We start from the raw sequence: 26316 nt of genomic DNA, 5'->3' as shown, positions 1-26316 counted from the left end.
TCGGACCAGGCGTCGAACTAGGCAAGGTAGCCCTCCAGAAGGGTCGTGAGCTCGGCGTCGAGCGCGGCGTCGTCGAGCATCGTGGGGCCGGACAGCAGGAACGACTGCGCCACCAGCAGGATCACGCGCGCCTTGGCCCGGTCGCCGACGGCAGGTTCGAGCACGGCCAGGATCGCCTCGTGGGTGGCGCCGGTGCGCTGGAGCAGGTAGGGCAGGAGCAGCTCGGGATCCGCGCCCACGATCTTGCGCAGCAGCGGATGCCCGCGCAGCGCCCGCACCCCCGCCACCACCGCCGCGACCGGATCGCGCACGTCGAGCCCCTCGACCACCCGCACCCACTCGCGCGTCATCAGGTCGCCCACGAGGCTGCGCACGTCCGGCCAGCGCCGGTAGATCGTCATCCGCGACACCCCGGCCCGCCGGGCCACGTCGGTCAGCGTCGTGCGCCGGACCCCGTAGTCCAGCACGCAGTCACGGGCGGCGTCCAGGACCACGTCATTGTGACGAATCGACGTCATGTGTCACAGTGTAGAGCGTGAGTGAACCCATGCTCTGGTCCGGATGGGGCGACCCCGCCAAGGCGCGCGAGCTCCCGGAGACGGTCCGCAAGCTCCTGCACGACCTGCTCGGCGTGCGCGCCCCCGGCGTCCCCGCCGCCACGCTGGAGTCGGTACGGCTGGCGCCGCCACGCCTGCCCGCCGCCGTGCTGGCCGCGCTCGGCGACGTGACCGGGGCCGGTCACGTCTCCACCGCGCACGAGGACCGGGTCCGGCACGCGGGCGGCAAGTCCACCCCCGACCTGCTGCGCATGCGCGCGGGCGACGGCGCCGGGGCACCCGACGCCGTGGTGTCACCCGGCGACCACGACGAGGTGGCCGAGGTACTGCGGGTGTGCGCCGAGGCCCGGGTGGCCGTGGTCCCGTTCGGCGGCGGCACCTCGGTCGTCGGCGCCCTCACCCCCGCTCTCACGCCCGGAGGCGCCCCCTCGGCTGAAGGCGCGCCCGCGCCTGAAGGCGCCCCCTCGGCCGGAGGCGTCCGCGACACCCGGTTCGCCGGGGTGGTCGCGCTTGACCTGGGGCGCCTCAACCGGCTCCTGGGCGTGGACGCCGAATCGATGATCGCCACCTTCGAGCCGGGCGTGCGCGCGCCCGAGGCCGAGCGGATGCTGGGCGAGCAGGGCCTCACCCTGGGGCACTTCCCGCAGTCCTTCGAGTACGCCACGCTCGGCGGGTTCGCCGCCGCGCGCTCCAGCGGGCAGGCGTCGGCCGGCTACGGCCGCTTCGACGACATGGTCGTCGGCCTGACCCTGGCCACCCCCACCGGGACGCTGGAGCTCGGCCGGGCGCCCAAGTCCGCAGCCGGGCCCGATCTGCGGCAGCTCGTCCTCGGCTCCGAGGGCGCCTTCGGCGTCATCACCGCGCTGCGGCTGCGCGTGCGCAGGGCGCCTGCCGTCAAGGTGTACGAGGGCTGGCGCTTCGCCTCGTTCGCCGAGGGCGGCGCGGCCCTCCGGGCGCTGGCCCAGCACGGCCCGCTGCCCACCGTGCTGCGGCTGTCCGACGAGACCGAGACCATGATCGGCCTGGCCAAGCCCGAGGCGATCGGCGGCGGTGACAGCGGCTGCCTGGTGATCGCCGGATACGAGGGCACCGACGAGGGGCCGGGTGCCGAGGTGACCGGCGTGTCCGCGCGCCGGAGGGCGGCGGGGCGGGTGCTGGCCGGGCTGGGCGGGACACCGCTCGGTGAGGAACCGGGCGAAGCATGGGCTCACGGGCGGTTCTCCGCGCCGTACCTGCGCGACTCGCTGCTGGCCGAGGGCGCTACCGTCGAAACCCTGGAGACCGCCGGCTTCTGGGCCGGCCTGCCCAGGCTCTACGACGCGGTACGGCTGGCGCTGCTGGGCGCCCTCGGCTCGCCGCTGGTCATGTGCCACATCTCGCACGTCTACGAGAGCGGCGCCTCGTTGTACTTCACCGTCGTCACCGCCCAGAAGGGCGACCCGATCGAGCAGTGGGAGCGCGCCAAGGAGGCGGTCAGCGAAGCGATCGTGGCGGCGGGCGGCACCATCTCGCACCACCACGGCGTCGGCCGCGACCACCGCGACGCCTACGCCCGCGAGATCGGCCCCCTCGGGACGGAGATCCTGCGGGCGGTCAAGGAACGCCTGGACCCGGCCGGGATCATGAATCCCGGCGCCCTGGTCACTCCCTGACCTTGTCGGCTTCCGCGATGGCGTCGGCGGCCTCGCCGTACCGATGCAGGGCGTTGAGGATCTCGGCCAGGCAGACCAGCGAGACCACGAGCGGCGCGCCGCCCGTGCCGCGGGCCAGGGCCACCGACTCCTCCGCCAGCGGGAGCGCCTGGGCGGGGCGGCGGCGTAGCAGCAGCAAGGTCGCCGCCGTCCGTAAGGACTTGGCCAGCAGGCAGGAGTGGGCGATCGGGTCGCGGGCGGCCAGAATCCTGCTCATGGCCACCGCCTGCAGGGCGCGTTTCAGCCTTGCCCTGCCCCACCTCGACCGGGTCTGAGCATAGGCGAGAAGTCCCTCGACGGCCTCAGCCCCCACCGTGCCGCGTTGGATTGGATCGTCGAAACCGTTACGGGCCATCCCAGCCCCCCTTGTACGGCTGACCGTTGAGCGTACACCACCCGTGTTCTCAGCGGTACGGAGAGTTCGGGGTGCGATTCCGCAAGATCGCGGCAAAGATAAGGTCATGGTCGAAGCGGCGGCGGAACGAGGAAAGCAGCAGTCATCCCGCGTATCGGAGGAAGGCGCCGGGTGGCGATGCCGGCAGGTCGGCACGTACAAGGATTTACGGCCGGACAACGACACGTTTTCCTGGCTGCATCCGCGGACGTTGTGGCGCTCGCGCAACGAGATTCTCGCCGGGCTCTTCGGCGATCCGTCCGGGAAGGTGCGCGAGCGGTGGGTGGACGCCCAGCACGCCCGCGGGGTCGATCCCGAGCACCGGATCAGCCCTGGTCTGGGGGAGTCCTTCTCCTTCCTGCTGCTGGGGGATCCGGGCGAGGGCGACGCCTCGCAGTACGCGGTGGTGCCCGGAATGCTGAAGATCGGGCAGGACACGGCGTTCGCCGTCATCGCCAGCGACGTCATCTATCCGACCGGTGCGGGCGACGAATACGGGCACAAGTTCTTCCGCCCTTATCAGCGCTATCAGGCGCCGATCTACGCCATTCCCGGAAACCACGACTGGTACGACGGGCTCGGCGGGTTCATGCGGGTCTTCTGCGACGCGCCCCCGTTGCGGCCCGCTCCCGACCGGGGGCTGCGCGGGCTGTTGTGGCGCAAACCCGATCCGATCGACGAGCGGAAGCTGACCGAGGCCAGGAAAATGCGCGGCGCCCCGGCGCAGCAGGCCGTGCAGCCCGCGCCCTATTGGGTGATCGAGAGCGACAGCCTGCTCATCGTCGGCATCGACACCGGGATCAAGGGCGTGATCGACAAACGGCAGACGGAATGGCTGCGCCGTACCTCGCTCGACCCGCGCCCGAAGATCCTCGTGACCGGCAAGCCGATCTACACGCGCAACGACTACAAGCCCTCGCAACTGGAGGGCGGCGGCACCGTCGACGACATCGTGCGTGACCCCGCCCACCGCTACGTCGCCGCGATCGGCGGGGACGTGCACAACTACCAGCGCTATCCCGTGCGCGTGGGCGACCGGGTGATCCAGTACATCGTCGCCGGCGGCGCCGGGGCCTTCATGCACGCCACCCACACCATCCGGCGGGTGGACGTGGCCGGGGTGCACGAGGACGAGTTCAAGTGCTACCCGCTGCGCGGCGACTCGCTGTCGTTCTACAGCCAGCTTTACGCGCGGCGGCTGCGGATGAAGTGGCTCTACCTGACGCCCGCGCAGGCGGCGCGGGTCACCGCCGAGCACATCCGCAACACGCCGGTGCGGCCGATCGACACGGACGTGGTGATCACCCGGCGGATGCGCTGGGCGGCGCGGCTGCTGGGGGCCTGGCAGTGGCCGTTCCGGCTGCCGGTGGACAGGGTCTTCCACCGCTATCTGTCGGAACTGTCGGACTGGGACGAACCGCCGTTCTTCAAGCAGTTCCTCCACCTGGAGGTCACGCCGGGAGAGCTCAAGATCCGCTGCTTCGCCGCCACCGGCTGCCTGCCCGCCGAGCAGGACCCGCCGCTGGAGGACGAGGTGGTCCTCGAATTGTCGTAGTGACCTGGCACTCTGGGAGGCGTGTACGCGCTGATGGCGGGGCAGGAGGTCCATCTCCTGGCCGAAGGGGGCACCCTCGCCCCCGCACGCCTCGACGAGGCCGAACGCGAGCGGCCGCGCTGGGTCTGGGCCGACACGCGCGAGTCCTACCCGCCGCTGGTGGCCGCCGGGCGCCGCGTGGCGCGCTGTCACGACATCACGCTGACCGAGAGCCTCCTGCTCGCCCACGACGGCCGGTACGGCGAAGCCCGCTCGGCCGAGGCCGCCCACGCCAGGCTCCACGGCCTGCCGGTCCCCGACGACGCCGACGGCCCGGCCGCCCGGCAGGACACGCTGTTCGAGCCGGAGCGCCCCAGGCTGGGCCCGGCCGAGCTGGCCGAGGTCCTGCACGACCAGCTGCGCCGCATCGAGGCGCTGCCCGAGCCGGGCCGCTTCCGGCTGCTGGTCGCCGCCGAGTCCGCGGGTGCGCTGGTGGCCGCCGAGATGGCCTGCGACGGCATGCCGTGGCGGCGTGACGTCCACGACGCCCTGCTGACCGACCTGCTCGGCCCGCGCCCGGTGCACGGCATGCGCCCGGCCAAGCTGCAGGCGCTGGCCGACGAGGTGACGGCGGCCTTCGGGCATCCGGTCAACCCCGACTCGGTGCAGCAGCTGGTCAAGGCGTTCAAGGGGGCCGGGCTGGCGATCAGGTCGACCCGGTCTGAGGAGATCAAGCGGCTTGACCATCCGGCCGTCCGGCCGCTGCTCGCCTACAAAGAACTGGCCAGGGTCTACTCCTTCCACGGGTGGACCTGGGCTGACCAGTGGGTGCGCGAGGGCCGCTTCCGCCCCGAGTACGTCGTGGGCGGCGTCGTCTCCGGCCGCTGGGCCACCAGCGGCGGCGGGGCGCTGCAGATCCCCAAGGTGATGCGCAAGGTCGTGGTGGCCGACGACGGCTGGACCCTCATCGTGGCCGACGCCGCCCAGCTCGAACCACGGGTGCTGGCCGCGATGGCCGGCGACGTCGGCCTGGCCGCGGCGGCCGGGGAGATCGACCTGTACTCCGCGCTGGCCACGTCGTTCGGCGGGCAGCGCGAGCAGGCGAAGCTGGCCATGCTCTCGGCCATGTACGGCGGCACCAGCGGCGACGCGCCCAAGCTGCTGGCCGTGATGCGGCAGCGCTTCCCCGACGCCTACCGCTTCGTGGAGGACGCCGCCAAGGCGGGGGAGGACGGCAAGATCGTCCGCTCGTGGCTGGGCCGTACCTCTCCGCCGCCCTCGCCGCGCTGGCGCGAGCTGGTCGCGGGCCCCGACGGCCACCGCGCCGCCCGCGACCGGGGCCGCTTCACCCGCAACTTCGTCGTGCAGGCGACCGCGGCCGAGTGGGCGCTGGCGCTGCTGGCGGTGTTGCGCGGGCGGCTGCCGGAGCCGGCCCGGCTGGTGTTCTTCCAGCACGACGAGGTGATGGTGCACTGCCCGCTCGACCTGGCCGAGCCGGTGACGGCCGCGGTCACCGCCGCGGCGGCCGAGGCGAGCAGGCTGCTGTTCGGGCGGACGCCGGTGCGCTTCCCGATGGAGGCGGTCGCGGTCAGCTGCTACGCGGACGCGAAGTAGGCCGGGCGGCGCTTGGGAGGTCTGGTGGTACGGCGGCGCCGGGGAGGGGTGCGTTCTGGGACGGAGGTCAGGGGGTGCGGCGGGTGGTGGCGAAGAGCCAGATGCCGGCTGCCGTGACCATCACGCCCACGACCAGGCCGAGCACGCCGTAGGAGAGCCCGCCGACGATGGCCCCGGCCACGACGGTGCCGGTGGCGCCGCAGAGGTTCATGACCAGGTCCGAGGCGCCCTGCACCGCCGGGCGGCGCTCGATCGGGACCGACTCGCTGACCAGCGCCGATCCGGCCACCAGGCCGCACGACCAGCCGAGGCCGAGCAGGATGAGCGCGATGGTGATCTGCCAGAGGCTGTGCTCGGCCGTGCCCGCGAGGACGGCGGAGGCCAGCAGCAGCGCCATGCCCAGGATGAGGACCGGCACCCGTCCCGCCTTGTCGGCCAGCCAGCCGACGGCGGGCGAGAGCACGTACATGCCGGCGATGTGCAGGCTGATCACCAGGCCGATGACGTCGAGGCTGGAGCCGTCGTGGTGGAGTTTGACGGGGGTCATCGACATGACCGAGACCATCGCGGTGTGGCTGATCGCGATCATCACGAGCGCGCGCCGGGCCATGGGGATGGCGCGCAGGGTGTGCCAGGCGCCGCGCAGGCTCGTGTCCCGGGCGGACTTGGCGCCTGAGCCCGGGACGTCCCGGGCGGGCGCGGCCGGAGGGTTTCCCGAGGGGCCGGTCAGGGGGTTCTCCGCGGGCGCGGCCAGGGTGCGGGCCAGCTTCAGGGGGTCGGGGCGGAGGCCGGCCACGACGACCAGGAGTGCGAGGCCGAAGGCGAGGGCGGAGAAGGCGAAGGGGCCGGCGTTCTCGACCAGTCCGGCGGAGACGCCGAGGTGGTCGGCGGGCTTGGCGAGGTTGGGGCCGGCCACCGAGCCGACCGTCGCCATCCAGACCACGAGTGACAGGTGCCGGGCGGCGTGGCCTTTGGGGGACAGGTCGGTGGCCGAGTACCTGGCGGCCAGGTTGCCCGCGCTGCCGCCGCCCACGAGCACGAGCCCGGCCAGCAGCAACGGCCACGACCTGATCGTGATCGCCAGCACCGAGACCGCGCAGCCCGCGGTGGCGGCGATGTAGGCCAGGGCCAGTCCGGAGCGGCGGCCGCCGCGGGCGGCGGCCTTGGCGATGGGCAGGGCGAGCAGGGCCGCGCCGAGGACGGTCGCGGTGCCTGCCAGGCCGCTGATGACCGTGGATCCCGAGAGCTGGTCGACGACCACCGAGCTGAGCGCCAGGCCGACCGCGACGCCGACGCCGCCCACGATCTGGGCGATCGAGAGCACGGCCAGCGTGCGCCGCTGGACGTTCCGGACGTCCCTTTGCTGCGAAATTTCGGGCTTTATCGGGGCATCGGTCACCGGTGAAGTGTCGCATATCACCCCAAACATCAGCAGGCCGGGACCATGTGAACACTGTAGCTCGTTGCGAACGGCGATCCCTGTGCGTACAGTGTGCACTGATCATGTACAACGTGCACATCCCGGAAAGGACCTGTCATGACCCCTGAGCATCCACGTGGCGCCCTGGCGAGCGTGCTGCGTCAGTGGCATCGGCCGCTGGTGGTGGCCGCGGGCCTGCTGGCCGTCCTGCTGGCCGTCTCCGTCGTGGGCCTGGTGGCGGACCGGCGCACGCTGCTCGGCGAGCCGATCTGGCTGAAGCCGCTGAAGTTCACCTTCGCCTTCGCCCTCTACACGCTCACCCTGGCCTGGCTGCTCACGTTGCTGACCAGAGCCAGGCGGTTCGGCTGGTGGATGGGCACCGTGATCGCCGCCTGCGCCCTCCTCGACGTCGGCGTCATCACCCTGGCCGCCGCCCGCGGCACCTTCAGCCACTTCAACATCGGGGGCGACCCGCTCTCCAGCTTCACGGCCCAGGTGCTGGTGTACGGCGTGCCGCCGATCCTCGTCTCCAACCTGGTCATCGCCGTCCTGGTGCTCGTCCAGCGCGTCGGCGGCCGGGCCCTGACCACGGCCCTGCGCTACGGGCTGGTCCTGGCCGTCTTCGGCACCTCCGTGCCGTACTGGCTGGCCTTCGTCGGCGGCATCAGACGGCGTACCGTGCTCGACGCCAACGGCGACGAGGTCACCCTGGGGGCCGGCCACGGCATCGGCGACCCCGACGGCGCCGGCATGCCGATCACCAACTGGAGCGCCACCGGCGGCGACCTGCGCGCGCCGCACTTCATCGGCATGCACGGCATCCACGTGCTCCTTCTGCTCACGGTCGTCCTGGGCTTCCTCGCGGCCCGGCACGCCTGGCTGCGCGACGAGCACGTCCGGAGCCGGCTCGTGGCCGTCGGCGGACTCGCCTACTGCGGGCTGAGCGCCCTGACGGCCTGGCAGGCCGCCCGCGGCCAGTCGTTCATGCACCCCGACGGCCTGACGCTCGCGATCTTCGCCGCCGTCGTGCTGGCCGCCGCGGCCGCGGCCGGCGCCGTGGTCACCGCAGCCCGCCGGACGCCCGTCCCCCTCGGCCGGTGAAAGGATCGGGCGGGCCCGCCACCTCGTCCTGACGGCTCACATCGCGACGACCGGATCGCCCACGGACACGCGCCCGGTCGTGTCGGGGATGAGCAGCATGCCGAACCACGTCTTGCCGTCCCACTTGCGGTGCCTGGCCAGGGTGCGGATGGGTTCCTTGCCCTTGGCGTGAGTGGAGTGGTCGATGGTGGTCAGGACGCAGCGGGGGCAGCCCATGGACACGCGGAAGCCGAGGGCGCCGATGCGCACGCGCTTCCACTCGTCCTCGGCGAACGGCTCGGCGACGCCGTCCACGACCACGTTCGGGCGGAAGCGGCCCATGGGCAGCGGGCTGGGCGGGTCCTCGCCGCGTTCGACGGCGCCCTCGGCGATCCAGTCGTTCAGCCGGGCCAGGGAGGAGGTCGAGGTGAGGAGCAGGGGGTAGCCGTCGGCCAGGGAGACGCGGTCCTCCGGGCGGCCGTGGTCCGGGTCGACCGGGCGGCGGGTGGGGTCGTCCAGCCATTTCAGGCGGACGGGGTGCTCGAGCAGGGCCGACAGCCACGTGGCCGCCTCGTCGCCGCAGTCGCGCAGGTCGACGTCGGTGCGCCAGACGGAGACCGTGGTCAGGGCGGTGGCCGGCCGTACGAGCAGGGGGGCGGCGTGCGGGCCGGTGAGCGTCAGGGTGCCGCCGGCGAGCTCGGCGCGGCAGGACAGCAGCTTGGGGAACTCGCGGGCGGTGAGCATCGTGCCGTTCGCGTCGACCACCAGGTAGCGGCGGTCACCGGCCAGGCCCCACGGCTCCACCTGCGCGGAGTCGAGGTCGTGGCCCCGGGTGGACTTGATGGGATAGATGTGAAGCGCGTGCACCCTCATGGGTGCGGATCCTACGCGCCCAGCAGGGCGAGGGCGGCGGCGCGGGCGGCCTCCGCGGGACGGCGGCCGGCCAGGTGGGTGGCGGTCACCGTGGCGCCGCTGATCAGGACGAGCAACTGGGTGGCCAGCGTGCCGGGGTCGGCGGCGCCGGCGTCGGCGGCGATCTCGCGCAGCAGGGCCCGGCGGCTCTCCAGGTGCCGGACCGCGATGGCCCGGGTGGGGGCGTCGTGGTGCTGGGCGGCGGCGTTGAGGATGGCGCAGCCGCGGAACTCGGGGGAGTCGTGCCACTCGATCAGGGCGTCGAAGACGGCTTCCAGCTTGGCGGAGGGGGTGGTGGCCGAGTCGGCCGCGCGCCGGAGCCAGCCGGTGATCCGGGCGCTGCGCTCCTCCAGGACCGCGCGGATCAGGCCCTCCTTCGAGCCGAAATGGCGGTAGAGGGTCTCCTTGGAGGTGCCGGTGGCGGCGCACAACTCGGCCACGCCGACCCCGTCGAGCCCGCGCTCGTAGAGCAGGCCGGTCGCGGTCGCGAGGATGGCGGCCCGGGTACGGGCCGGATCGAGCGTGCTTCCCCTGGCTACTGGCACGAACGTGATGCTACCCGCTAAGGTTCGCATCGTAACGACCGGTTCTATCTTGGTGGAGGAACCATGCGGGCCGAAACCCCGGCGGTGACCATCGACAGCCAGGGGGTGCCCCTGCTCGGGGTGCTGCATCTGCCTGCGGGAGAGGGGCCGCATCCGGTCGTCGTTCTCCTGCACGGCTTCCCGGGCAACGAGCGCAACTTCGACCTCGCCCAGACGCTGCGGAGCGCCGGGTATGCGGCGCTGGTCTTCCACTACCGCGGTTCGTGGGGTGTCGGGGGCGACTGGTCCTGGGGGAACGCGCTGGCCGACGGGTCGGCCGTGCTGCGGGCCGTACGCGGGGAGTTCGGGGCCCGGCACCGGCTGGACCCGCGCAGGGTCGCGCTGGCCGGGCACAGCATGGGCGGGTTCGTGGCGTTGATGACGGCGGCGGCCGAGCCCTCGGTGGCGGCGGTGGCGTCGGTGTCCGGGTACGACTTCGGGGCGGTGGCCGCCGCGCTCGACGAGGCCGGGCGGGCGGAGCTGGCCGGGATCTTCCAGGAGGAGCTGCTGCCGTTGCGGGGCACGAGCGGTCCCGCCCTGGTCGCCGAGATGGTCGCGGCCGGGGCCGCCTGGCGGCTGGACGCCCTCGCCGCGCGGCTGGCCGGGCGGCCGGTGCTGCTCGTCGGATCCGGTCAGGATCCGGTGAGCCCGGCCGCCGTGCACCACCGGCCGCTCGTCACCGCCTACGCCGGCGCCCGGCTGGAACACCACGAGTGGGCCACCGACCACGCGCTCTCCGACCGGCGGACCGACCTGGCCGCGACCCTGCGCGGCTTCCTCGACCGGAGCCTGTGACGGCTAGCCCGCCTTGCGGAACGACTCCAGGAACACCCGGCGCAGCTCGGCCTGGTCGTCCCACTTGAGCTCGGGCATCTCGAAGGTGATCTTGAACGCGGTGGTGTCGTCCATGGTGACGATCCTGGTCAGCGCGTGCATCGGGACGCCGTTGGCCAGCGTGTAGGTGTACTCCCAGTCGGCCGACTTCCAGCCGCGCCAGTCCAGGGCCTGCAGCTGCACCTGGATGTAGCCTTCGACGCCGCCGTTGGACTCCTCCTTCGACAGCTCCGCCACGCCGCCGTCGGCCTGCGGGGCCGTCTGCTGGACGGTGATCTTCATGCCGGAGTCCTTGGGGCCGGTGAAGGTCGCGAGGCCGCTGGCCGGGGCGGCCTTCCACGCCTCCGGCAGCGCGGCGGTGAACCCGGCCGCGGTGTGCTCCTCGAACCCGCCCGGCACCGTGGCCACCGACGGCTCCGGCGCCGCCTGCGCCGACTGCGAGGCGCCCGCGACCTGCTCGGTGGCGGGTGCGCCGCCCGAGGTCAGCAGCCAGATCGCGACCGCGGCGGCGCCCACGCCGGCCAGCGCCACCACGATCGGCCGCGCGGAGGGACGGCGGCCGCGCGCCCCGCCGTCGGCCGGCCGTCTGCGGCTCCTGGTGGTGCGCTCCGCCGGTCTCTCGGTACGGCTCGCGCCCAGGTCCCGCGACAGGCCCCTGGACTGCTCCCGAAGGTCGTCGGCCGAGGCCAGCGGCCAGGGGGCGCTGCGGACGTCGCTGGTCAGGGGGAGAATCGGCTGCGGCCCCGACGCGCCGCCGAACGTCGGCCGCGCGGCCCCCGGCTCCACCCCCGCCGGGCTCCCGAAGTTGTGGCCACCCGAAGGGCTCCGGACCTCGTGGGCCCCCGAGGGACTCCCGAGGGTGTGCCCTCCCGGACGGCTCCGCAGGTCATGCGCTCCCGAAGGGCTGCGCAGGTCGTCGTACGCGCCGGAGGGACTGCGCAGGTCGTGCGCGCCCGAGGGACCGCTCAGATCGTGCGCGCCCGGCGGGTTGCGCAGGTCGTGCCCTCCTGAAGGGCCGCGCAGATCGTGCGGCCCCGACGGGCTCCTCACGTCGTGCGCGCCCGGGGGGCCGGGCCGGCCGGGGAGCGGGCCGGAGTGGCTGGTGAAGGCGTCGAAGTCGCCCGGCGGCCGGGCGATCCGGTCGGTGTTGTGGCTGCCCGACGGGCTGCTCATCCCGTCGTAGGGCAGCACGTACCCGCCGGACGGGCTGTTCAGCGGGTCGTACGGCACGCGTACCGGCCCTGAAGGCGTCTCCACGATGCGCGACGGCATCGGCCCGGACGGCGGCTCCAGCGGAGGGAGAAGCCCGGCGGGCGTCGGATCGGACTGGGTGGGCAGCCCGGGCGCCTCGGGCCCGCGCGGCGGCCGGGAGCCGTGGGCGCGCAGGATCTGCTCCAGCTGCCCGGCGACCTGCGCGGCGGACATCCGGTCGGCCGGGTTCTTGCGCAGCAGGCCCTCGATGACCGGCAGCAGCGCCCCGGCCCGCTGGGGCCTGATGGGCTCGTGGGTGACCACCGCGCCGAGCACGGCGATGGCGTCCGGTCCCTCGTACGGCGGGCGGCCCTCGACGGCCGCGTACAGGGTGGCGCCGAACGACCACAGGTCGGCGGCCTGGGTGATCTGCTGCCCCGACAGCCGCTCGGGCGGGACGTAGGCCGGCGAGCCCATGAGCAGCCCGGTCTGGGTGATGGTGACGTCGCCTTCGATGGCGGCGATGCCGAAGTCGGTCAGCACGACCCGGTCGGCGGTCAGCAGGACGTTGCCCGGTTTGATGTCGCGGTGCAGGATGCCGGCGGCGTGGGCGTGCCGGAGCGCGTCGAGGACCCGGATGCCGATCTCGGCGGCCTGGATGACGGGCAGCGGGCCGCTCTGCCGTACCGCCTGCTCGAGGGACCAGGCGCGGACCAGCTCCATGACGATCCAGGGGCGGCCGTCCTCTTCGACGACGTCGTGGACGGTGACGATGCCGGGGTGGGTGAGGCGGGCGGCCGAGCGGGCCTCGCGCAGCATGCGGCGGTGGGCGACCTGTTTGCCGGCGTGGTCGAGGCCGTAGGGGAGGATGAGCTCCTTGACCGCCACGGCACGGTCGAGCAGCACGTCATGGGCGTGCCACACCATGCCCATGCCGCCGCGCCCGACCGGCGACATCAGGCGGTAGCGCCGGCCGATCAGGCGGCCCTGGCTCTGCGGAACGCTGCCTTCCGCGCCCGGCCCGCTGAGCAAGCGGTCGGCTGACATCTCCCGCCCCCATCTCCAGCCTCATCGGTCACGTGCGTCGCGCGATACTTCTAGATTATGAGGATCGACACGATATAGGCAGTCGATTGACGAACGGAAGTTGAAGCATCATAAATCGTCAAAAAACGTGGCTCGACCTGCGATAATGCGAAACTTTAATCGATCACTTACTCAATTGCAGATCGCTTGGTCAAAGCCTGCAGCGCTTTGGTGAACGCCTCCGCCGGCGGGCTCACCAGCCCCGCGCCGACCTGCCCGGTGCCCGCCACGCGCCCCGCGATCCCGGTGTTGACCACCGGCAGCACGCCCGTCCTCGCGATCAGCGCCACGTCGATCCCCACCGGGGTGCCGCGGAAACCCAATCCCGGGATCTGGAAGGCCGGATGCTCGGCCAGCGTGATCTCGTACATCGAGCGGGTGGCGGCCACCGCGTCGTCCACCTCGCCGCCGACGAAGCGCACGATCGCCGGCGCCGCGGCCATCGCGAAGCCGCCCAGCCCGGCCGTCTCGGTGATCGTCGAGTCGCCGATGTCCGGATTGGCGTCCGCCGGGCCGTACGCGCCGAGATAGAGGCCGTCCGGCACGCCCGCGGGCCCGGTGAACCACCGCGAGCCCAGCCCCGAGACCTGCACGCCGAAGTCGGTGCCGTTGCGCGCCATCGCCACCACCAGCGACGAGCCAGGAATGTCGCGGGCGGCGTCCGTGGCGGCCTTGGCGGCGGCCATGGCCGCGTTGAGGAAGAAGTGGTCGTTGCCGCCGGCGAAGCGCAGCACCTCCGCGGCCCGGCCCGCGGCCGCCTCGACCAGCGCCGGGGCCAGCTCCCGCAGCAGCAGCGAGGTGGCGGCGCGGTTGCGGTTGTGCAGCTCGTCGCCCATCTGCAACGCCTGCGCGATCATCGCACGCAGGTCGATCGGCCCGGTCATGGCCAGCGCCGAGGCCAGCGCCGGGCCGAGCACCTCGCCCATCCAGCGCAGCCGCCGCAGCACCTCGGGGCCGTAGGCTCCGTAGCGCAGCACCTTGCCCAGGCCCTCGTTGAGCGAACAGTAGGCGGTGCCGCCGTGCTCCTCGTCGCGCACCTCGAACATCCACATCGACGGGCTCACCACGCCCGCCATCGGCCCGACCGTCCGGTGGTGGTGGCACGGCTCCAGCGCCACCCGCCCCTCGGCCAGGCCGGCGACCGCCTCCTGCTCGTCGTCGGCCCAGCCCTCCAGCAGCATCGCCCCGATCAGCGCGCCGCGCATCGGCCCCGAGGCCCGCTCCCACGTGATGGGCGGCCCGGCGTGCAGGAACGTCCGCTCCGGCAGGTCCAGGGCCAGCGCCGCCGGCCGTACCCCGATCAGGTGAGGACGGGCGGCGGTCAGGCGGCGCACGGCCAGCTCGTTGGCGGCGGCGCGGCGCGGATCGGCCAGCACGCGCGCCAGCGCGTCCGCGGTGCCCGGCAGCGGCGGCCGCCAGGCGACCGGCGTGCGCGCCACCGCCTGCGCGTCCAGCGCCTCGCCCAGCGGCTCGGCGCCGACCGTGATCACCCGCGGCGGGCCGGACAGAAGGCTCATAGCAGGCTCCTGGCATGCCGGGCGGCTTGGGCGTTGGAGGTGAAGACGGCCGCGCCGGCCTCGCGGAAGGCGGCGGCCTGGCGGTGCAGGTCCTGCGGGTCGCCCTCGGTGCCGACCAGCGCCACCACGACCGTGGCCGGGCAGCGGGCCACGGCGTGCGCGTAGGAGGCGGCCGGATCCGGGTCGGCGCCGTGGCCCAGCACCACGTCCATCAGCACCGCGTCCCCCCGCGGGACGGCGGCCAGCGCCTCCAGCCGCAGTGTCGGATCGATCATGGGATGGGGCCGTCCCCTGGTGTAGGCGTCGTCGCCGTAGTCCGTGAACACACCCGTTCCCGCCACCTCCCGCGCCTCGGCGCACAGCGTGCCGCCCGAGTAGATGCCGTGCAGCACGCCCCCGGTCGCGCTCTTGCCCGACCACGCGGGCCACGACGGCCAGGCGGGAACCGGCCTGCCCAGCTCCTTCAGCACCCGCTCGGCCGCCGCCGTCAGGTCCGTGCCCGCTTCCGCGAACCTCGTCACCCTCGGTACGGCCGGCCGCACCGCCGGCTGTTTGGCGACCAGCACGATCAGCTCCGTGGCCGGATCGTCGTCCAGCATCGCGATGGCCCGCCCGGCCGAGCGTCCGCCGACCTCCGGGGACAGGTCGCGGCCGCCGACGCCCAGGATGTGGCTGACGCCCACCCCGGCCAGGTCCAGCAGGCACGCGATCTGCTGGGCGCCGGTGCCCGAGGCGGCCACGATGCCCACCGGGCCGGGGCGCAGCACGTTCGCGAACCCGAGGCCCACGCCCGCGATCACCGCGGTGCCGCAGTCGGGTCCCATGACCAGCACGCCCTTCTCCGCCGCGCGATCCTTGAGGGCGATCTCCTGCTCCACCGGGACGCCGTCGCTGAACACCATGACCGGCAGGCCCGCCTCGACGGCGTCGGCCGCCTCCGCGAACGCGTGCTCGCCGGGGACGGAGACCAGGACCACGTCGGCCTCGGTACGGCGGGCGGCCGACTGCGTGGTGAGCGGGAGCTGGACCACGGCCGCCGTGCCGCCGCCCTCGTGCGCGGACAGGAGGCGGTCCAGCTCCGCCTCGGCCGGCTCCGGGGCGTCGCCGCGGACCGCCACCAGCAGGTCGGCCGGGTCGGCCGGGGGAATGGCGAAACGCAGGTCGCGGGCCAAATCGAGGTTGAGCGGCGTGGCCATGGCGACCACCGCCACCTCCACGCCCTCCAGGTCGGACAGGGTCTTGCTGATGCGCATGAGGGTGACCGAGTCGCGATAGACACCCTTGCGGACGCTCACCAGGTCCCGGGTCAACGGGCACCACCGCGCAGCAGGGTCTTGCGCCGCCCGTTTCCGCGGCTCGCGGGCGCCGGGGCGGCCAGGGAGCGGACGGCGGCCAGGCCGATCGCGACGCCCTGGGCCAGGTCGGCGCCCGAGGTGTGGCCGAGGCGGTGGAGCCGGGCCAGCGCCGCTTCCAGGAGCTGGCGGCCGGTCAGGGCGCGCAGGACCGCGCTCACCTCGGGGCACGACTCGCCGCGGGCCGCGCAGTGCAGCAACGCCGCCGAGATCGGCGTGGTCCGGGAGCGGGCGTCGTAGGTGACGGTCGCCGCCAGCCAGTCGGCCAGCCACACCGCCCGCTCCACCCCGGCCGCCGTCCCCAGGTGCCGCAGCGTCACCAGCAGCCCGGCCAGGACGTCGTCGCCGCTCGGGGTGAGCCCGGGGCCGAGGCCCACCAGCTGCTCGGCCGCGCTCACGGCGCCGAGCAGCCAGCCCTTCGCGCAGGCGCCGGCCAGCAGGTCCACGGCCGGGTGCCCGGCCAGGCCCGGCTCGGGTCCCGCGTGTCCCGGAGGGCCCGCGGGTCCCGGCGGGAGCGCGGCCAGCCGTACCGGATCGACGCGCCCGAGGGGCGGGGCCGGGTCCCACCAGCGGCGGGCGCGCAGGCGCAGGCGGCCGACCTCGATGACGCCCTCGCCCACCGCCGCCTCGTCACCCATCGTGACGTGTGGCAGGTCGCCGGCGAGCAGCACCGAGTTGGGCAGCCGGGTGGCCGCCCCCGTGATGATCGCGATCACCGACGGCTCCAGGTCGGTGCGCACCTCCAGGTAGATGCCGGCCGGGAAGGCGGCCAGGACGCGGGCGCGGCGGCGAGGCGACTCCAGGACCGGGCGTACGGCGGTGCTGGCCGCTCCGGTCATGTGGGTCCGCGGCCGCCTGGCAGGTGTACTGACCGTCACCGAATCCCCCTTCCGACCATGGACCTGACCGTAGAACGGCCCCACGACACCCCGTACGGAGAAATTTGCCAACAGTGACCCGGAAGGTTGGCTCTTCCTGACAGACCGCTTCTGGGGTCACAATCACCACATGGAGCCCCCCGTCCGCCTCGCCAGCACGGGCACGATCATCCACGGCGTCTCCGTGGGAGAGGTTCTGGGCGTCTCGACGCTCGCCGAGGCCCGCCTGATCGCGGGGGAGAGCGGCCTGGGCCGGATCGTGCAGCGCCTCAACGTGATGGAGGTGCCCGACATCCTGGCCTGGGTCAAGCCGCACGAGCTGCTGCTCACCACCGGCTACCCGCTGCGCAACACCCCGCAGTCCCTCGGCCACCTGGTCGCCGACCTCGACGAGCGCGGCCTGGCCGCCCTCGCCATCAAACTCGGCCGATACGTGGACGAACTGCCGGGGGAGATGGTCGAGCAGGCCGACCGGCTCGGGTTCCCGCTGATCATCCTGCCCAACGACGTCGGCTTCGACGACATCCTCAACCAGGTCCTCACCGACATCCTCAACCGCCAGGCCGCCGTCCTCGCCCGCGCCGAGGAGGCCCACCGGGCGCTGGTCCAGGTCGTCCTGGCCGGTGGCGGGCTCAACGAGGTGACGGCCGAGGTGGGCGCGCTGCTCGACGTGGCCGTGGCCGCCGTGGACGGGGGCGGCCGGGTGCTCGCCTCCGCCGGGCCGCCGGACCACCTGGCCGCGCTGCGCGAGTCGGCCGCGCGTGAGGGCCCGCCGCCCGGCTCACTCGACGGCTCCGGTACGGCCGGCCGTACCTTCGCCGCGGTCCCCGTGGTCGCGGGCGGTCACCACCACGGCCGGATCATCGCCTACAGCCCGGCCGGCGCCATCCGCGACAGCGACATCGGCATCCTCGAGCGCACCGCCACCGTCGCCGCCCTGGTCGTCACCCGGCAGGAGGCGGTCAACGCGGTGGAGAGCAAGTACCGCGCCGACTTCCTGAGGGACGTCCTGACCGGCCGGGCGGGCTCCGCCGAGCGGGTGGGCGCCCGTGCCCGCGCCTTCGGCTGGGACCTCGAGCGCCCGGTCACGGTCCTGGTGGCCGAGCTCGACCCCGACGGCGACGAACGCAGCGCCCAGGACCGCCTGGTCAACGGCTGGACCGCGGCCGTGCGCCGGCACGACCCGCGCGGCGCGGTGGCCGGGTTCTCCCACGAGGTCGTGGCGGTGGTGGACGCCGGCCTGGACGCCGCGAGGGTGGCCAAGGACGCCGCCGCGGCGCTGGCCGACGCGCTCCCGGCCACGTTCTCGACCGGCACCTCCCGGCGCTGCACGGCCCCGGCCACGCTGCCCGAGGCGTACGCCCAGGCGCTGAAGGCGGCGCGGGTGGGCCGCCAGCTCCACGGCCCCGGCGCGGTCGCGCACTTCGACCAGCTGGGGGTGTACCGGCTGCTGTCGCTGGTCAACGACACCGAGGAACTGCACGCGTTCGTCCGCGAGACCCTGGGCCCGCTGGCCGGCGACGACGACGCCGAGAACGGTGACCTGCGCCGCACGCTGCAGGTCCTGCTGGAGACCAACCTGAACGTCGCCGAGACCGCCCGCAGGCTGCACTTCCACTACAACACCCTGCGCTACCGCATCGGCAAGCTGGAACGCATGCTCGGCAACTTCACCGAGGACCACCACCTGCGCCTCAACCTGACGCTGGCCCTGCACGTGCTGCGGATGCGGGGCATCTAAGCTGTGCCGTTGTGGACCTGGACTTCGAGCTGAACTCTGACTTCATCCCGCTGTGCGACCTGCTGAAGTACTGCGGCATCACCGAGACGGGCGGGCTGGCCAAGCACCTGATCGCCGAGGGCATGGTCAAGGTGGACGGCGAGGTCGAGTTGCGCAAGACCTGCAAGATCCGCTCGGGCCAGGTGGTCACGGGCGACGGCTTCTCCATCCACGTGACCTGATGACACCGCGTGTCACTCCTGCCTCTATTGTGCTCTCCGACATCAAATAGGAGACATCTCCGCTGGTAAGAGGCAAGGGCAGGCACGATGGCATTCGGGTGGAAGCTGCACGGCGACGGGAAGCATCTCGCGCCAGGGGAGGTGGTCAAGCCCGGCGAGCGGCTGTCGTGGCCGCGGATGATCGGGTTCGGCGCGCAGCACGTCATCGCGATGTTCGGCGCGACGTTCGTCTTTCCGCTGGTCATGGGGCTGGACGCGAACCTGGCCGTGATGATGTCCGGCGTCGCGACGATCCTGTTCCTGCTGATCGTCCAGGGGAAGGTGCCCAGCTACGTGGGCTCCAGCGCCTCGTTCGTGGGCGCGGTCGTGGCGATCCGGGCCGCCGGCGGCGACAGCGCCACGGTCACGGGGGCGCTGCTGGTGGTCGGCGTCGTGCTGGCGCTGGCGGGGCTGGCCATTCACCGGCTGGGCGTGGGCGTCATCCATCGCGTCTTCCCGCCGATCGTCACCGGCGGCGTGGTCATGCTCATCGGGTTCGGCATGGCCTACGTGGCCGCGGACGTCTACTGGCCGCAGGACCCCTGGGTGGCCCTGCTGACGATGGCCGCCTCCTTCGTGTTCATCGGGATCTTCCGCGGCTTCCTCGGCCGCATCGGCGTGCTGCTGGGCCTGGTGTTCGGCTTCATGCTGTCGTGGGCCTGGGACCTGATCGGCGGGCCGATCACCGCGCCCGGCGGCGACGGCAAGGTCACCGAGCACCTGCGGATCAACCTGGACGCGGTCGCGCGGGCCGACTGGATCGGGCTGCCCGAACTGCACGGGCCGGTCTTCGAGGTGTCGGCGGTGCTCGTCTGCCTCCCGGTGGTGATCGCGCTCATCGCCGAGAACGTCGGCCACGTCAAGGCGGTCGGCGAGATGACCGGCGCGGACGTCGACAGGTACATGGGCCGCGCGGTCATGGCCGACGGCGTCGGCACCGTGGTCGCCACCTCCGTCGGCGGCTCGGCCACCACCACCTACGCCGAGAACATCGGCGTCATGGCCGCCACCCGCGTCTACTCCACCGCCGCCTACTACATCGCCGCGGTCATCGCGATCCTGTTCGGCCTGTGCCCGAAGTTCGGCGCCCTGGTCGCGGCGATCCCGGGCGGCGTGCTGGGCGGGGTGACCACGATCCTCTACGGCATGATCGGCCTGCTCGGCGCCAAGATCTGGATCGAGAACAAGGTCAACCTGGCCGACCCGGCCAACATGGTCCCGGTGGGCGCCGGGATCATCTGCGCCATCGGCCCGGTCGCCTTCCCCATCACCGGCACCTTCTCCCTCGGCGGCATCACGCTGGGCACGATCGTCCTGCTCCTCGGCTACCACGTGCTGCGGGCCGTACGCCGGGCGATGTGACAACCACTACTGGTCACGAGCGCAGCTTTGGCAGATCATGACGGTGTAGGGCAGCGAGATCCGGCCTAATGTGCCCGATCAAGCGAGAAAACCGCCGCGGAGGAGCCTGCGGGGCGGCCACCGAACCGACGGCCCAGTGGAAGAGGGGCTCTCATGGTTTCAGGTTGGACCAAACACGGCGACGGCAAACACCTGGCTCCCGGCGAGGTCGTCCGGCCGGACGAACGCCTGTCCTGGCCCCGGATGGCCGGGTTCGGCGCGCAGCACGTGATCGCGATGTTCGGCGCGACCTTCGTCTTCCCGATCGTGATGGGCCTCGATCCGAACGTGGCCATCATGATGTCCGGGGTCGCCACCATCTTGTTCCTGCTGATCGTCAAGGGGAAGGTGCCCAGCTACCTGGGCACCAGCGCCTCGTTCGTGGGCGGCGTCCTGGCGATCCGGGCGCTCATGGGCGGCGACACCCCGGCGGCCGACGCGATCGTCACCGGCGCGATCCTCGTCGCGGGACTCGTGCTGGCCCTGGCGGGGGTGGCCATCCACGTCCTCGGGGTGCAGGTCATCCACCGCATCTTCCCGCCCGTGGTCACCGGCGCGGTCGTCATGCTCATCGGGTTCGGGCTGGCGTTCGTGGTGGCCCGGGTCTACTGGCCGCAGGACCAGTGGATGGCGCTGATCACCATGCTGATCACCTTCGTCGTGATCGTGGCCTTCAAGGGGTTCATCGGGCGGATCGGCATCCTGGTCGGGCTGGTCGCCGGATTCCTGCTGTCGTGGGGCGCGGACCGGATCTTCGGTAACGTCACCGCGCTGAACGCCGCCACCGGCAAGATCGACACCCACCCGCGCGTCGACTTCTCCAAGGTCGCCGGCGCCGACTGGATCGGGCTGCCGAACTTCCAGGGGCCCGACATCCGATTCGGCGCGGTCCTGCTGGTCCTGCCCGCGGTGATCGCCCTGATCGCGGAGAACATCGGGCACGTCAAGGCCGTCGGCGAGATGACCGGGACCGACGTCGACCCCTACGTGGGCCGCGCCGTCGCCGCCGACGGCCTGGCCACCGCCGTCACCAGCGCGGTCGGCGGATCCCCGACCACCACCTACGCCGAGAACATCGGCGTCATGGCCGCCACCCGCGTCTACTCCACCGCCGCCTACTACATCGCCGGCGTGATCGCGATCCTGTTCGGCCTGTGCCCGAAGTTCGGCGCGCTGGTCGCCGCCACGCCGGGCGGCGTGCTGGGCGGGGTCACGGTCATCCTCTATGGCATGATCGGCCTGCTCGGGGCCAAGATCTGGGTGGAGAACCGGGTGGACTTCGCCGACCCGGTGAACATGGTCCCGATCGGCGCGGGCATCATCCTGGCGATCGGGCCGGTCGAGCAGATCATCAGCGAGGAGTTCCGGGTGCAGGGCATCGCGTTCGGCACGATCGTGGTCGTGGGCGGCTACCACCTGCTGAGATGGATCGCCGGCCACCCGTCCGAGATCAGGGAGACGACTGGGTGAAACCTGCCCCGTTCGAGTACCACGCGCCGCGCGACCTGCGGAGCGCCCTGGACGTCCTGGCCGAGGCGGGGCCGGACGGCAAGGTGCTCGCCGGCGGCCAGAGCCTGATCCCCATGCTCAACATGCGCCTGGCCGCCCCGGCGCACCTCGTCGACATCGGCAGGCTGACCGAGCTGGCCACGGTCGAGACCTCGCCGTTCGGGGTGCGGGTGGGCGCTCTCGCCCGGCACGCGCAGGTGTTCGGGTCCGAGGTGGTGGCCGACGTGCAGCCCCTCCTGCGGCAGGCGCTGGCGCTGGTGGCACACCCCGCCGTCCGCAACCGCGGCACCGTCGTGGGCAGCCTGGCGCACGCCGATCCGGCCGCCGAGCTGCCCGCCGTACTGGCTCTTCTCGGGGGTTCGGTACGGCTGGCCGCCCGCGACGGGGAGCGGGAGGTGGAGGCGGAGTCGTTCTTCGTGGGGCCGATGGAGTCCGCCCTGCGGGCCGGTGAACTGGCCGTGTCCGCCTTTTTCCCGGCGTTGGGGGAAAGATGCGGGACGGCGTTCGCCGAGGTCGCCCGCAGGCACGGGGACTATGCCTTGGCCGGGGTGTGCGCGCTGGTCGGGCTGGATGAGGATCTGCGGGTCTCGGTCGCCAAGGTGGCGTGCATCGGGGTGTCGGTGGTGCCGGTGGTCGTCGAGGTGACCGAGTTCTGCGGGCATCGGCCTCCGGCCACGGCGGACTGGGCGTCGGCCGCGCGGGCCGTACAGGATGCCGTGGAACCCGAGGCGGACATTCATGCCACTGCCGAATATCGGCGGCATCTGGTCGGGGTGCTGGCCGGGAGGGCTTTGCGGGAGGCCGCGGCCAGAGGGGAGGGTGGGTGAAGCTGCATGAGATCACGCTGGTCGTGAACGGCGTGGCGCGCAGGGTCGGTGTGCCGGGCAGGCGGCTCCTGTCGGACTGCCTGCGTCATGATCTCGGGTTGACCGGGACGCACGTCGGGTGTGAGCACGGAGTGTGCGGGTGCTGCACCGTGCTGCTGGACGGGGAGCCGGTGCGGTCGTGCCTCACCTTCGCGGTCAGCGTGGATGGGCAGGAGGTCACGACGGTGGAGGGACTGGCGGAGGCTGACGGGCTTTCTCCGGTGCAGCGGGCCTTCGCCGAGTGTCATGGGTTGCAGTGCGGGTTCTGTACTCCTGGGTTCTTGTGCACGGTTACCGCTTTGCTGCGGGAGAATCCGGCGCCTACCGCCGATGAGGTGCTGGAGGGGATTTCCGGGAATCTTTGCCGGTGCACCGGTTATCAGAACATCGCGAAGGCTGTGCATCGGGCTGCGGAGCTGATCGCGGAGGAGTCGTGAAATTTCGGGATATGTCTGGCGCGGGACGCGCCGGACATATCGGGGATGGGGGCTTTCGGGGTCCTCGGGGCGTTCGGAGTTGAGGCGGAGGGGGTTGAGGCGTGGGGACGCGGCTGTTCGGTGAGCCGGTGCGGCGGGTGGAGGACGAACGCCTGCTGACCGGTCAGGGGCGCTACCTTGACGACCTCGGCGGGGATGCGCTGGCCGCCGCCTTCGTCAGGTCGCCGCACGCGCACGCCCGCATCCGGGACATCGACGTCGGCGCCGCCCTGGACGTCGAGGGCCTGGTCGCCGTCTACACCTGGGAGGACCTCCCGGCGGGGGTGGCGGAGCCGCTGCCCCTGCTGATCCCGCATCCGGCGCTCACCCACGGCCGCACCGCCTACCCGCTGGCCAAGGAGGTGGTCCGGCACGTGGGCGAGCCCGTCGTCATGGTCGTCGCCACGGACCGGTACCTGGCCGAGGACGCCTGCGCGCTGATCGAGGTCGGCTACGAGCCGCTCAAGCCGGTCGTCGGCCTGGAGGAGGCGGCGCAGGGCGCGCCGCTCGTGCACGAGGACGTGCCGGGCAACCTGGGCGCCCATCTGGTCCAGGAGGTGACGTCGGCGAGCGGGCTGAGCGCCCGTGAATGCATCGAGACCGCGCCGCACACGCTCGCCTTCCGGCTGGACATCGAGCGCAGCGCCTCCACCCCGCTGGAGGGCCGCGGCGTCTTCGCCCGCTGGGACGGCGGCGACCTGCGCGTGTACTCCAGCACCCAGACCTCCACCAGCGTGCGGATGGCGATCGCGGCCAAGCTCGGGCTGCCGCTGCCCCGGGTCGAGGTGATCGCCCCGGACGTGGGCGGCGGGTTCGGGGTCAAGATCGTGCACCCGTGGCCGGAGGAGATCCTGGTGCCCTGGGCGGCGATGACGCTCGGGCGCGAGATCAAGTGGACCGAGGACCGGCGCGAGCACTTCATCTCCAGCGCGCACGAGCGGGGCCAGGTGCAGTACGTGCGGGCCGGCTTCGACGACGACGGGCGCGTGCTGGGGCTGGAGGTGACGATCCTGCACGACCACGGCGCCTACACGCCCTACGGCATCATCGTGCCGATCATCACCTCCACGCAGCTGCTCGGGCCGTACAAGATCGGCTCCTACCGGGTCGAGTTCAGCTCGATCTACACCAACACCGTGCAGGTCACGCCGTACCGGGGCGCGGGCCGCCCGCAGGGTGTCTTCTGCATGGAACGGACGATGGACAAGATCGCCCAGCATCTCGGCCTCGACCGCGCGGACGTGCGCGCGGCCAACTTCATCGGCCCCGACGAGTTCCCCTACGACCAGCGCATGACGTTCCAGGACGGGCGGCCGCTCGTCTACGACAGCGGCGACTACCCGGAGATGCTCCGCATGATCAAGGAGCTCATCGGCTGGGACTCCTTCGAGCGCACCCCCAACCGGGGAATCGGGCTGGCCTGTTACGTCGAGGGGACCGGCGTCGGCCCCTACGAGGGCGGGCACGTGCAGATCACCTCCGACGGCCGCGTGCACGTCTCCACCGGGCTGACCTCGCAGGGGCAGGGGCACGAGACGGTGTTCGCGCAGATCGCCGCGAGTGAGCTGGGCGTCCCGCTCGAGACGGTGTCCGTGGTCACGGGCGACACCCGCCGGTTCGGGTACGCCGTGGGCACCTTCGCCTCCCGCGCGGCGGTGGTCAGTGGCAACGCCATCGCGCTGGCCTGCAGGAAGGTCCGGGAGAAGGCGCTGCGGATCGCGGCGGAGGCGCTGGAGGCCGATCCCGGCGATCTGGACATCGCCGACGGGATGGTGCACGTGGTGGGGGCGCCGTCGGCGTCGATCCCGCTGGGCACGGTGGCGGTGCTGGCGAATCCGTTGCGGTATTCGTTCGACGCCGAGACGGCCAAGGCGACCCAGTTCTCCACGGCGACGCCCGTCGATCGGCCGCCGGTGGCCGAGGGGGAGGAGCCCGGGCTGGAGGGGCGGGACTTCTACTCGCCGATCCGGTCGACGTTCGCGGCGGGGATGCACGCGGCGATCGTCGAGACGGACCCGGAGACGGCCGAGATCCGGATCGTGCGGTATGCGGTGGTCCATGACTGCGGGCGGCTGATCAATCCGATGATCGTCGAGGGGCAGGTGCACGGCGGGGTCGCCCAGGGGATCGGCGGCGCCCTCTATGAGCGGATGGCCTACGACGAGCACGGTCAGTTGCTGAATGCCTCGTTCATGGACTTTCTCATGCCGTACGCCAGTGAGATCCCGCGGATCGAGACCGCGCATCTGGAGACGCCTTCGCCCCTCAACCCGCTCGGCATCAAGGGGGCCGGGGAGGCGGGCGTGATCCCGGTGTCGGCGGTCATCGCCTCGGCGGTGGAGGACGCCGAGGGGATCGACATCGATCGCATGCCGCTGTCGCCCTCCGATCTGTTCCATCTGCGGGGCGGCTAGGCTGCTCGGCCATGCGGATGGACCTGGCGTGGCGAGGGCTGACGGAGGTGCCGGACCCCACGGGGGTTTCGGCGCTGGTGCTGGACGGGAACTCGCTGGCCGACGTCCCCGATTTGTCGGGATTTAGTGGGTTGCGGGAGTTGCACCTTGACGGGAACCGGCTCACGCGGGTGCCCGACTGCCCGCCGTACCTCGAGGTGCTTTTCCTGTACGGCAACGCCGTCGAGACCGTTCCCGCGTCGTTGCCGGGCGGGCTGCGGCACCTGGCGCTCGGCGGGAACCGGATCAGGGAGGTGCCCGGCGCGGTCTGGAAGCTGACCAGGCTGGAGTCGCTCAACCTCGCCGAGAACGCGATCACCGAGCTCTCGCCTGCCATCGGCGGGCTCGGGGCGTTGCGGATGCTCGATCTCGGGCACAACCGGCTCGGCTCCGTGCCTGCCGAGATCGGGGATCTCGGGCTGACGGACTACCTGTATCTCAGTGACAACGGGCTCACCGAGGTGCCCTCGGCGCTGGGGCGGCTGGATCGGCTGGCGTATCTCAACCTGACCGACAACCGGCTGACCTCGTTGCCGGCGACGATCGGGGACATGGCGGGGCTGGTGGAGCTGAGGGTGTACAACAATCGGCTGGTCTCGCTGCCGTCGTCGGTGGGGAGGTTGTCGCGGTTGCGGGAGTTGCATCTTCAGGGGAATCGGTTGACTTCCTTGCCGGATATGTCGGGTTTGGTGGAGTTGCGGGTGCTGGATCTGCGCAACAACCACCTCCGGGAGTTGCCGTTGCTGCCGGGCCGGTTGACGCATCTCGATCTGCGGAACAACCGGCTGCGGACGTTGCCGGACGCGCTGCCGTACACCCTGGAGAAGCTCGACCTGCGGTGGACCAAGCTGGACGGCGAGCCGCCCGTGCTCGAACGGCTGCGGGCGCGGGGGTGCGTGGTGCTGCGCTGACCCGGCGGGCGGCGTGGTGTTGTCGGGCGGCGTGGTGTTGTCGGGCGGCGCGGTG

Annotated in this window: 22 protein-coding genes; 13 read left to right on the top strand and 9 right to left on the bottom strand. The window is 72.5% G+C overall.

Annotated elements, in window-relative coordinates; all coding sequences use genetic code 11:
- Positions 1 to 17 precede the first annotated feature (17 nt).
- Entirely contained in the window at positions 18 to 518 is a 501-nt protein-coding gene (locus tag FVE25_RS09020; protein ID WP_157245961.1) for a TetR/AcrR family transcriptional regulator, read from the bottom strand.
- A gap of 29 nt (positions 519 to 547) precedes the next feature.
- Here FVE25_RS09020 and FVE25_RS09015 point away from each other — a divergent pair, with 29 nt between their 5' ends.
- A complete protein-coding gene (locus FVE25_RS09015; RefSeq protein ID WP_157246593.1) occupies positions 548 to 2209 on the top strand; it encodes an FAD-binding oxidoreductase in 1662 nt (553 codons plus the stop codon).
- On the opposite strand, the gene FVE25_RS09010 is transcribed toward FVE25_RS09015, so the two are convergent.
- Positions 2199 to 2465, bottom strand: coding sequence for a hypothetical protein (locus FVE25_RS09010; RefSeq protein WP_157245960.1), 267 nt, complete (start codon positions 2463 to 2465; stop codon positions 2199 to 2201). The genes FVE25_RS09015 and FVE25_RS09010 overlap by 11 nt on opposite strands.
- Positions 2466 to 2709: 244 nt before the next feature.
- Here FVE25_RS09010 and FVE25_RS09005 point away from each other — a divergent pair, with 244 nt between their 5' ends.
- The gene (locus FVE25_RS09005) at positions 2710 to 4197 is read left to right on the top strand and encodes a metallophosphoesterase family protein (protein WP_157245959.1); all 1488 of its coding nucleotides are present in this window, start codon (positions 2710 to 2712) and stop codon (positions 4195 to 4197) included.
- A gap of 21 nt (positions 4198 to 4218) precedes the next feature.
- On the top strand, positions 4219 to 5790 hold the full coding sequence (locus FVE25_RS09000) for a bifunctional 3'-5' exonuclease/DNA polymerase (RefSeq protein ID WP_425489479.1): 1572 nt from the start codon (positions 4219 to 4221) through the stop codon (positions 5788 to 5790).
- A gap of 67 nt (positions 5791 to 5857) precedes the next feature.
- On the opposite strand, the gene FVE25_RS08995 is transcribed toward FVE25_RS09000, so the two are convergent.
- The gene (locus tag FVE25_RS08995; protein WP_246266812.1) at positions 5858 to 7189 is read right to left on the bottom strand and encodes an MFS transporter; all 1332 of its coding nucleotides are present in this window, start codon (positions 7187 to 7189) and stop codon (positions 5858 to 5860) included.
- Between the two features lie 138 nt (positions 7190 to 7327).
- Here FVE25_RS08995 and FVE25_RS08990 point away from each other — a divergent pair, with 138 nt between their 5' ends.
- Complete coding sequence (locus FVE25_RS08990; protein ID WP_157245957.1) at positions 7328 to 8311, top strand: hypothetical protein; 984 nt, start codon at positions 7328 to 7330, stop codon at positions 8309 to 8311.
- A gap of 36 nt (positions 8312 to 8347) precedes the next feature.
- Here FVE25_RS08990 and FVE25_RS08985 read toward each other — a convergent pair whose 3' ends face one another.
- Together FVE25_RS08985 and FVE25_RS08980 are read right to left on the bottom strand one after the other, a co-directional pair.
- Positions 8348 to 9163: an MOSC domain-containing protein gene (locus FVE25_RS08985; protein ID WP_157245956.1), complete on the bottom strand. Its 816-nt coding sequence runs from the start codon at positions 9161 to 9163 to the stop codon at positions 8348 to 8350.
- A gap of 11 nt (positions 9164 to 9174) precedes the next feature.
- Complete coding sequence (locus tag FVE25_RS08980; RefSeq protein WP_157245955.1) at positions 9175 to 9747, bottom strand: TetR/AcrR family transcriptional regulator; 573 nt, start codon at positions 9745 to 9747, stop codon at positions 9175 to 9177.
- Between the two features lie 63 nt (positions 9748 to 9810).
- Here FVE25_RS08980 and FVE25_RS08975 point away from each other — a divergent pair, with 63 nt between their 5' ends.
- Positions 9811 to 10581, top strand: a complete 771-nt coding sequence (locus FVE25_RS08975; protein WP_157245954.1) for an alpha/beta hydrolase family protein — start codon at positions 9811 to 9813, stop codon at positions 10579 to 10581.
- A gap of 3 nt (positions 10582 to 10584) precedes the next feature.
- On the opposite strand, the gene FVE25_RS53750 is transcribed toward FVE25_RS08975, so the two are convergent.
- From FVE25_RS53750 to FVE25_RS08955, 4 genes are all read right to left on the bottom strand, one after another.
- The gene (locus FVE25_RS53750) at positions 10585 to 12858 is read right to left on the bottom strand and encodes a serine/threonine protein kinase (RefSeq protein WP_181019509.1); all 2274 of its coding nucleotides are present in this window, start codon (positions 12856 to 12858) and stop codon (positions 10585 to 10587) included.
- A gap of 167 nt (positions 12859 to 13025) precedes the next feature.
- Positions 13026 to 14414 (bottom strand): YlbE family protein, encoded by a 1389-nt coding sequence (locus FVE25_RS08965; protein ID WP_157245953.1) that lies wholly within the window; start codon positions 14412 to 14414, stop codon positions 13026 to 13028.
- On the bottom strand, positions 14411 to 15724 hold the full coding sequence (locus tag FVE25_RS08960; protein ID WP_219825399.1) for an AllF/FdrA family protein: 1314 nt from the start codon (positions 15722 to 15724) through the stop codon (positions 14411 to 14413). Before FVE25_RS08960 ends, FVE25_RS08965 begins: the two co-directional genes overlap by 4 nt.
- Positions 15721 to 16644 carry an oxamate carbamoyltransferase subunit AllH family protein gene (locus FVE25_RS08955; protein ID WP_246266811.1) on the bottom strand — a complete coding sequence of 308 codons (924 nt, stop codon included), beginning with the start codon at positions 16642 to 16644 and terminating at the stop codon, positions 15721 to 15723. Before FVE25_RS08955 ends, FVE25_RS08960 begins: the two co-directional genes overlap by 4 nt.
- A 130-nt stretch (positions 16645 to 16774) precedes the next feature.
- Here FVE25_RS08955 and FVE25_RS08950 point away from each other — a divergent pair, with 130 nt between their 5' ends.
- From FVE25_RS08950 to FVE25_RS08915, 8 genes are all read left to right on the top strand, one after another.
- Positions 16775 to 18385 (top strand): PucR family transcriptional regulator, encoded by a 1611-nt coding sequence (locus tag FVE25_RS08950; protein WP_157245952.1) that lies wholly within the window; start codon positions 16775 to 16777, stop codon positions 18383 to 18385.
- A gap of 11 nt (positions 18386 to 18396) precedes the next feature.
- Entirely contained in the window at positions 18397 to 18606 is a 210-nt protein-coding gene (locus FVE25_RS08945) for an RNA-binding S4 domain-containing protein (protein ID WP_157245951.1), read from the top strand.
- Between the two features lie 87 nt (positions 18607 to 18693).
- On the top strand, positions 18694 to 20007 hold the full coding sequence (locus FVE25_RS08940; protein WP_157245950.1) for a uracil-xanthine permease family protein: 1314 nt from the start codon (positions 18694 to 18696) through the stop codon (positions 20005 to 20007).
- 153 nt (positions 20008 to 20160) lie between these two features.
- The gene (locus FVE25_RS08935) at positions 20161 to 21516 is read left to right on the top strand and encodes a uracil-xanthine permease family protein (RefSeq protein WP_157245949.1); all 1356 of its coding nucleotides are present in this window, start codon (positions 20161 to 20163) and stop codon (positions 21514 to 21516) included.
- Positions 21513 to 22382, top strand: coding sequence for an FAD binding domain-containing protein (locus tag FVE25_RS08930; protein WP_157245948.1), 870 nt, complete (start codon positions 21513 to 21515; stop codon positions 22380 to 22382). Before FVE25_RS08935 ends, FVE25_RS08930 begins: the two co-directional genes overlap by 4 nt.
- Positions 22379 to 22858, top strand: coding sequence for a (2Fe-2S)-binding protein (locus FVE25_RS08925; RefSeq protein ID WP_157245947.1), 480 nt, complete (start codon positions 22379 to 22381; stop codon positions 22856 to 22858). The genes FVE25_RS08930 and FVE25_RS08925 overlap by 4 nt, the downstream gene beginning before the upstream one ends.
- Positions 22859 to 22959: 101 nt before the next feature.
- Complete coding sequence (cutA, locus tag FVE25_RS08920; protein ID WP_157245946.1) at positions 22960 to 25311, top strand: aerobic carbon-monoxide dehydrogenase large subunit; 2352 nt, start codon at positions 22960 to 22962, stop codon at positions 25309 to 25311.
- 11 nt (positions 25312 to 25322) lie between these two features.
- Complete coding sequence (locus FVE25_RS08915; protein WP_157245945.1) at positions 25323 to 26261, top strand: leucine-rich repeat domain-containing protein; 939 nt, start codon at positions 25323 to 25325, stop codon at positions 26259 to 26261.
- The last annotated feature ends 55 nt before the right edge of the window (positions 26262 to 26316 follow it).

It is taken from the genome of Nonomuraea typhae (assembly GCF_009760925.1).
GTDB classification, from domain to species: Bacteria; Actinomycetota; Actinomycetes; order Streptosporangiales; family Streptosporangiaceae; genus Nonomuraea; species Nonomuraea typhae.
The sequence above is the reverse complement of the archived record's forward strand: the minus strand, read 5'-3'. Positions and strand labels throughout refer to the sequence as shown.

Excerpts from the sequence above, each read along its gene's own strand:
- FVE25_RS09020 (WP_157245961.1), bottom strand. The coding sequence starts at position 518 with ATGACGTCGATTCGTCACAATGACGTGGTCCTGGACGCCGCCCGTGAC.
- FVE25_RS09015 (WP_157246593.1), top strand. The coding sequence starts at position 548 with ATGCTCTGGTCCGGATGGGGCGACCCCGCCAAGGCGCGCGAGCTCCCG.
- FVE25_RS09010 (WP_157245960.1), bottom strand. The coding sequence starts at position 2,465 with ATGAGCAGGATTCTGGCCGCCCGCGACCCGATCGCCCACTCCTGCCTG.
- FVE25_RS09005 (WP_157245959.1), top strand. The coding sequence starts at position 2,710 with ATGGTCGAAGCGGCGGCGGAACGAGGAAAGCAGCAGTCATCCCGCGTA.
- FVE25_RS08990 (WP_157245957.1), top strand. The coding sequence starts at position 7,328 with ATGACCCCTGAGCATCCACGTGGCGCCCTGGCGAGCGTGCTGCGTCAG.
- FVE25_RS08985 (WP_157245956.1), bottom strand. The coding sequence starts at position 9,163 with ATGAGGGTGCACGCGCTTCACATCTATCCCATCAAGTCCACCCGGGGC.
- FVE25_RS08975 (WP_157245954.1), top strand. The coding sequence starts at position 9,811 with ATGCGGGCCGAAACCCCGGCGGTGACCATCGACAGCCAGGGGGTGCCC.
- FVE25_RS53750 (WP_181019509.1), bottom strand. The coding sequence starts at position 12,858 with ATGTCAGCCGACCGCTTGCTCAGCGGGCCGGGCGCGGAAGGCAGCGTT.
- FVE25_RS08965 (WP_157245953.1), bottom strand. The coding sequence starts at position 14,414 with ATGAGCCTTCTGTCCGGCCCGCCGCGGGTGATCACGGTCGGCGCCGAG.
- FVE25_RS08950 (WP_157245952.1), top strand. The coding sequence starts at position 16,775 with ATGGAGCCCCCCGTCCGCCTCGCCAGCACGGGCACGATCATCCACGGC.
- FVE25_RS08940 (WP_157245950.1), top strand. The coding sequence starts at position 18,694 with ATGGCATTCGGGTGGAAGCTGCACGGCGACGGGAAGCATCTCGCGCCA.
- FVE25_RS08935 (WP_157245949.1), top strand. The coding sequence starts at position 20,161 with ATGGTTTCAGGTTGGACCAAACACGGCGACGGCAAACACCTGGCTCCC.
- FVE25_RS08915 (WP_157245945.1), top strand. The coding sequence starts at position 25,323 with ATGCGGATGGACCTGGCGTGGCGAGGGCTGACGGAGGTGCCGGACCCC.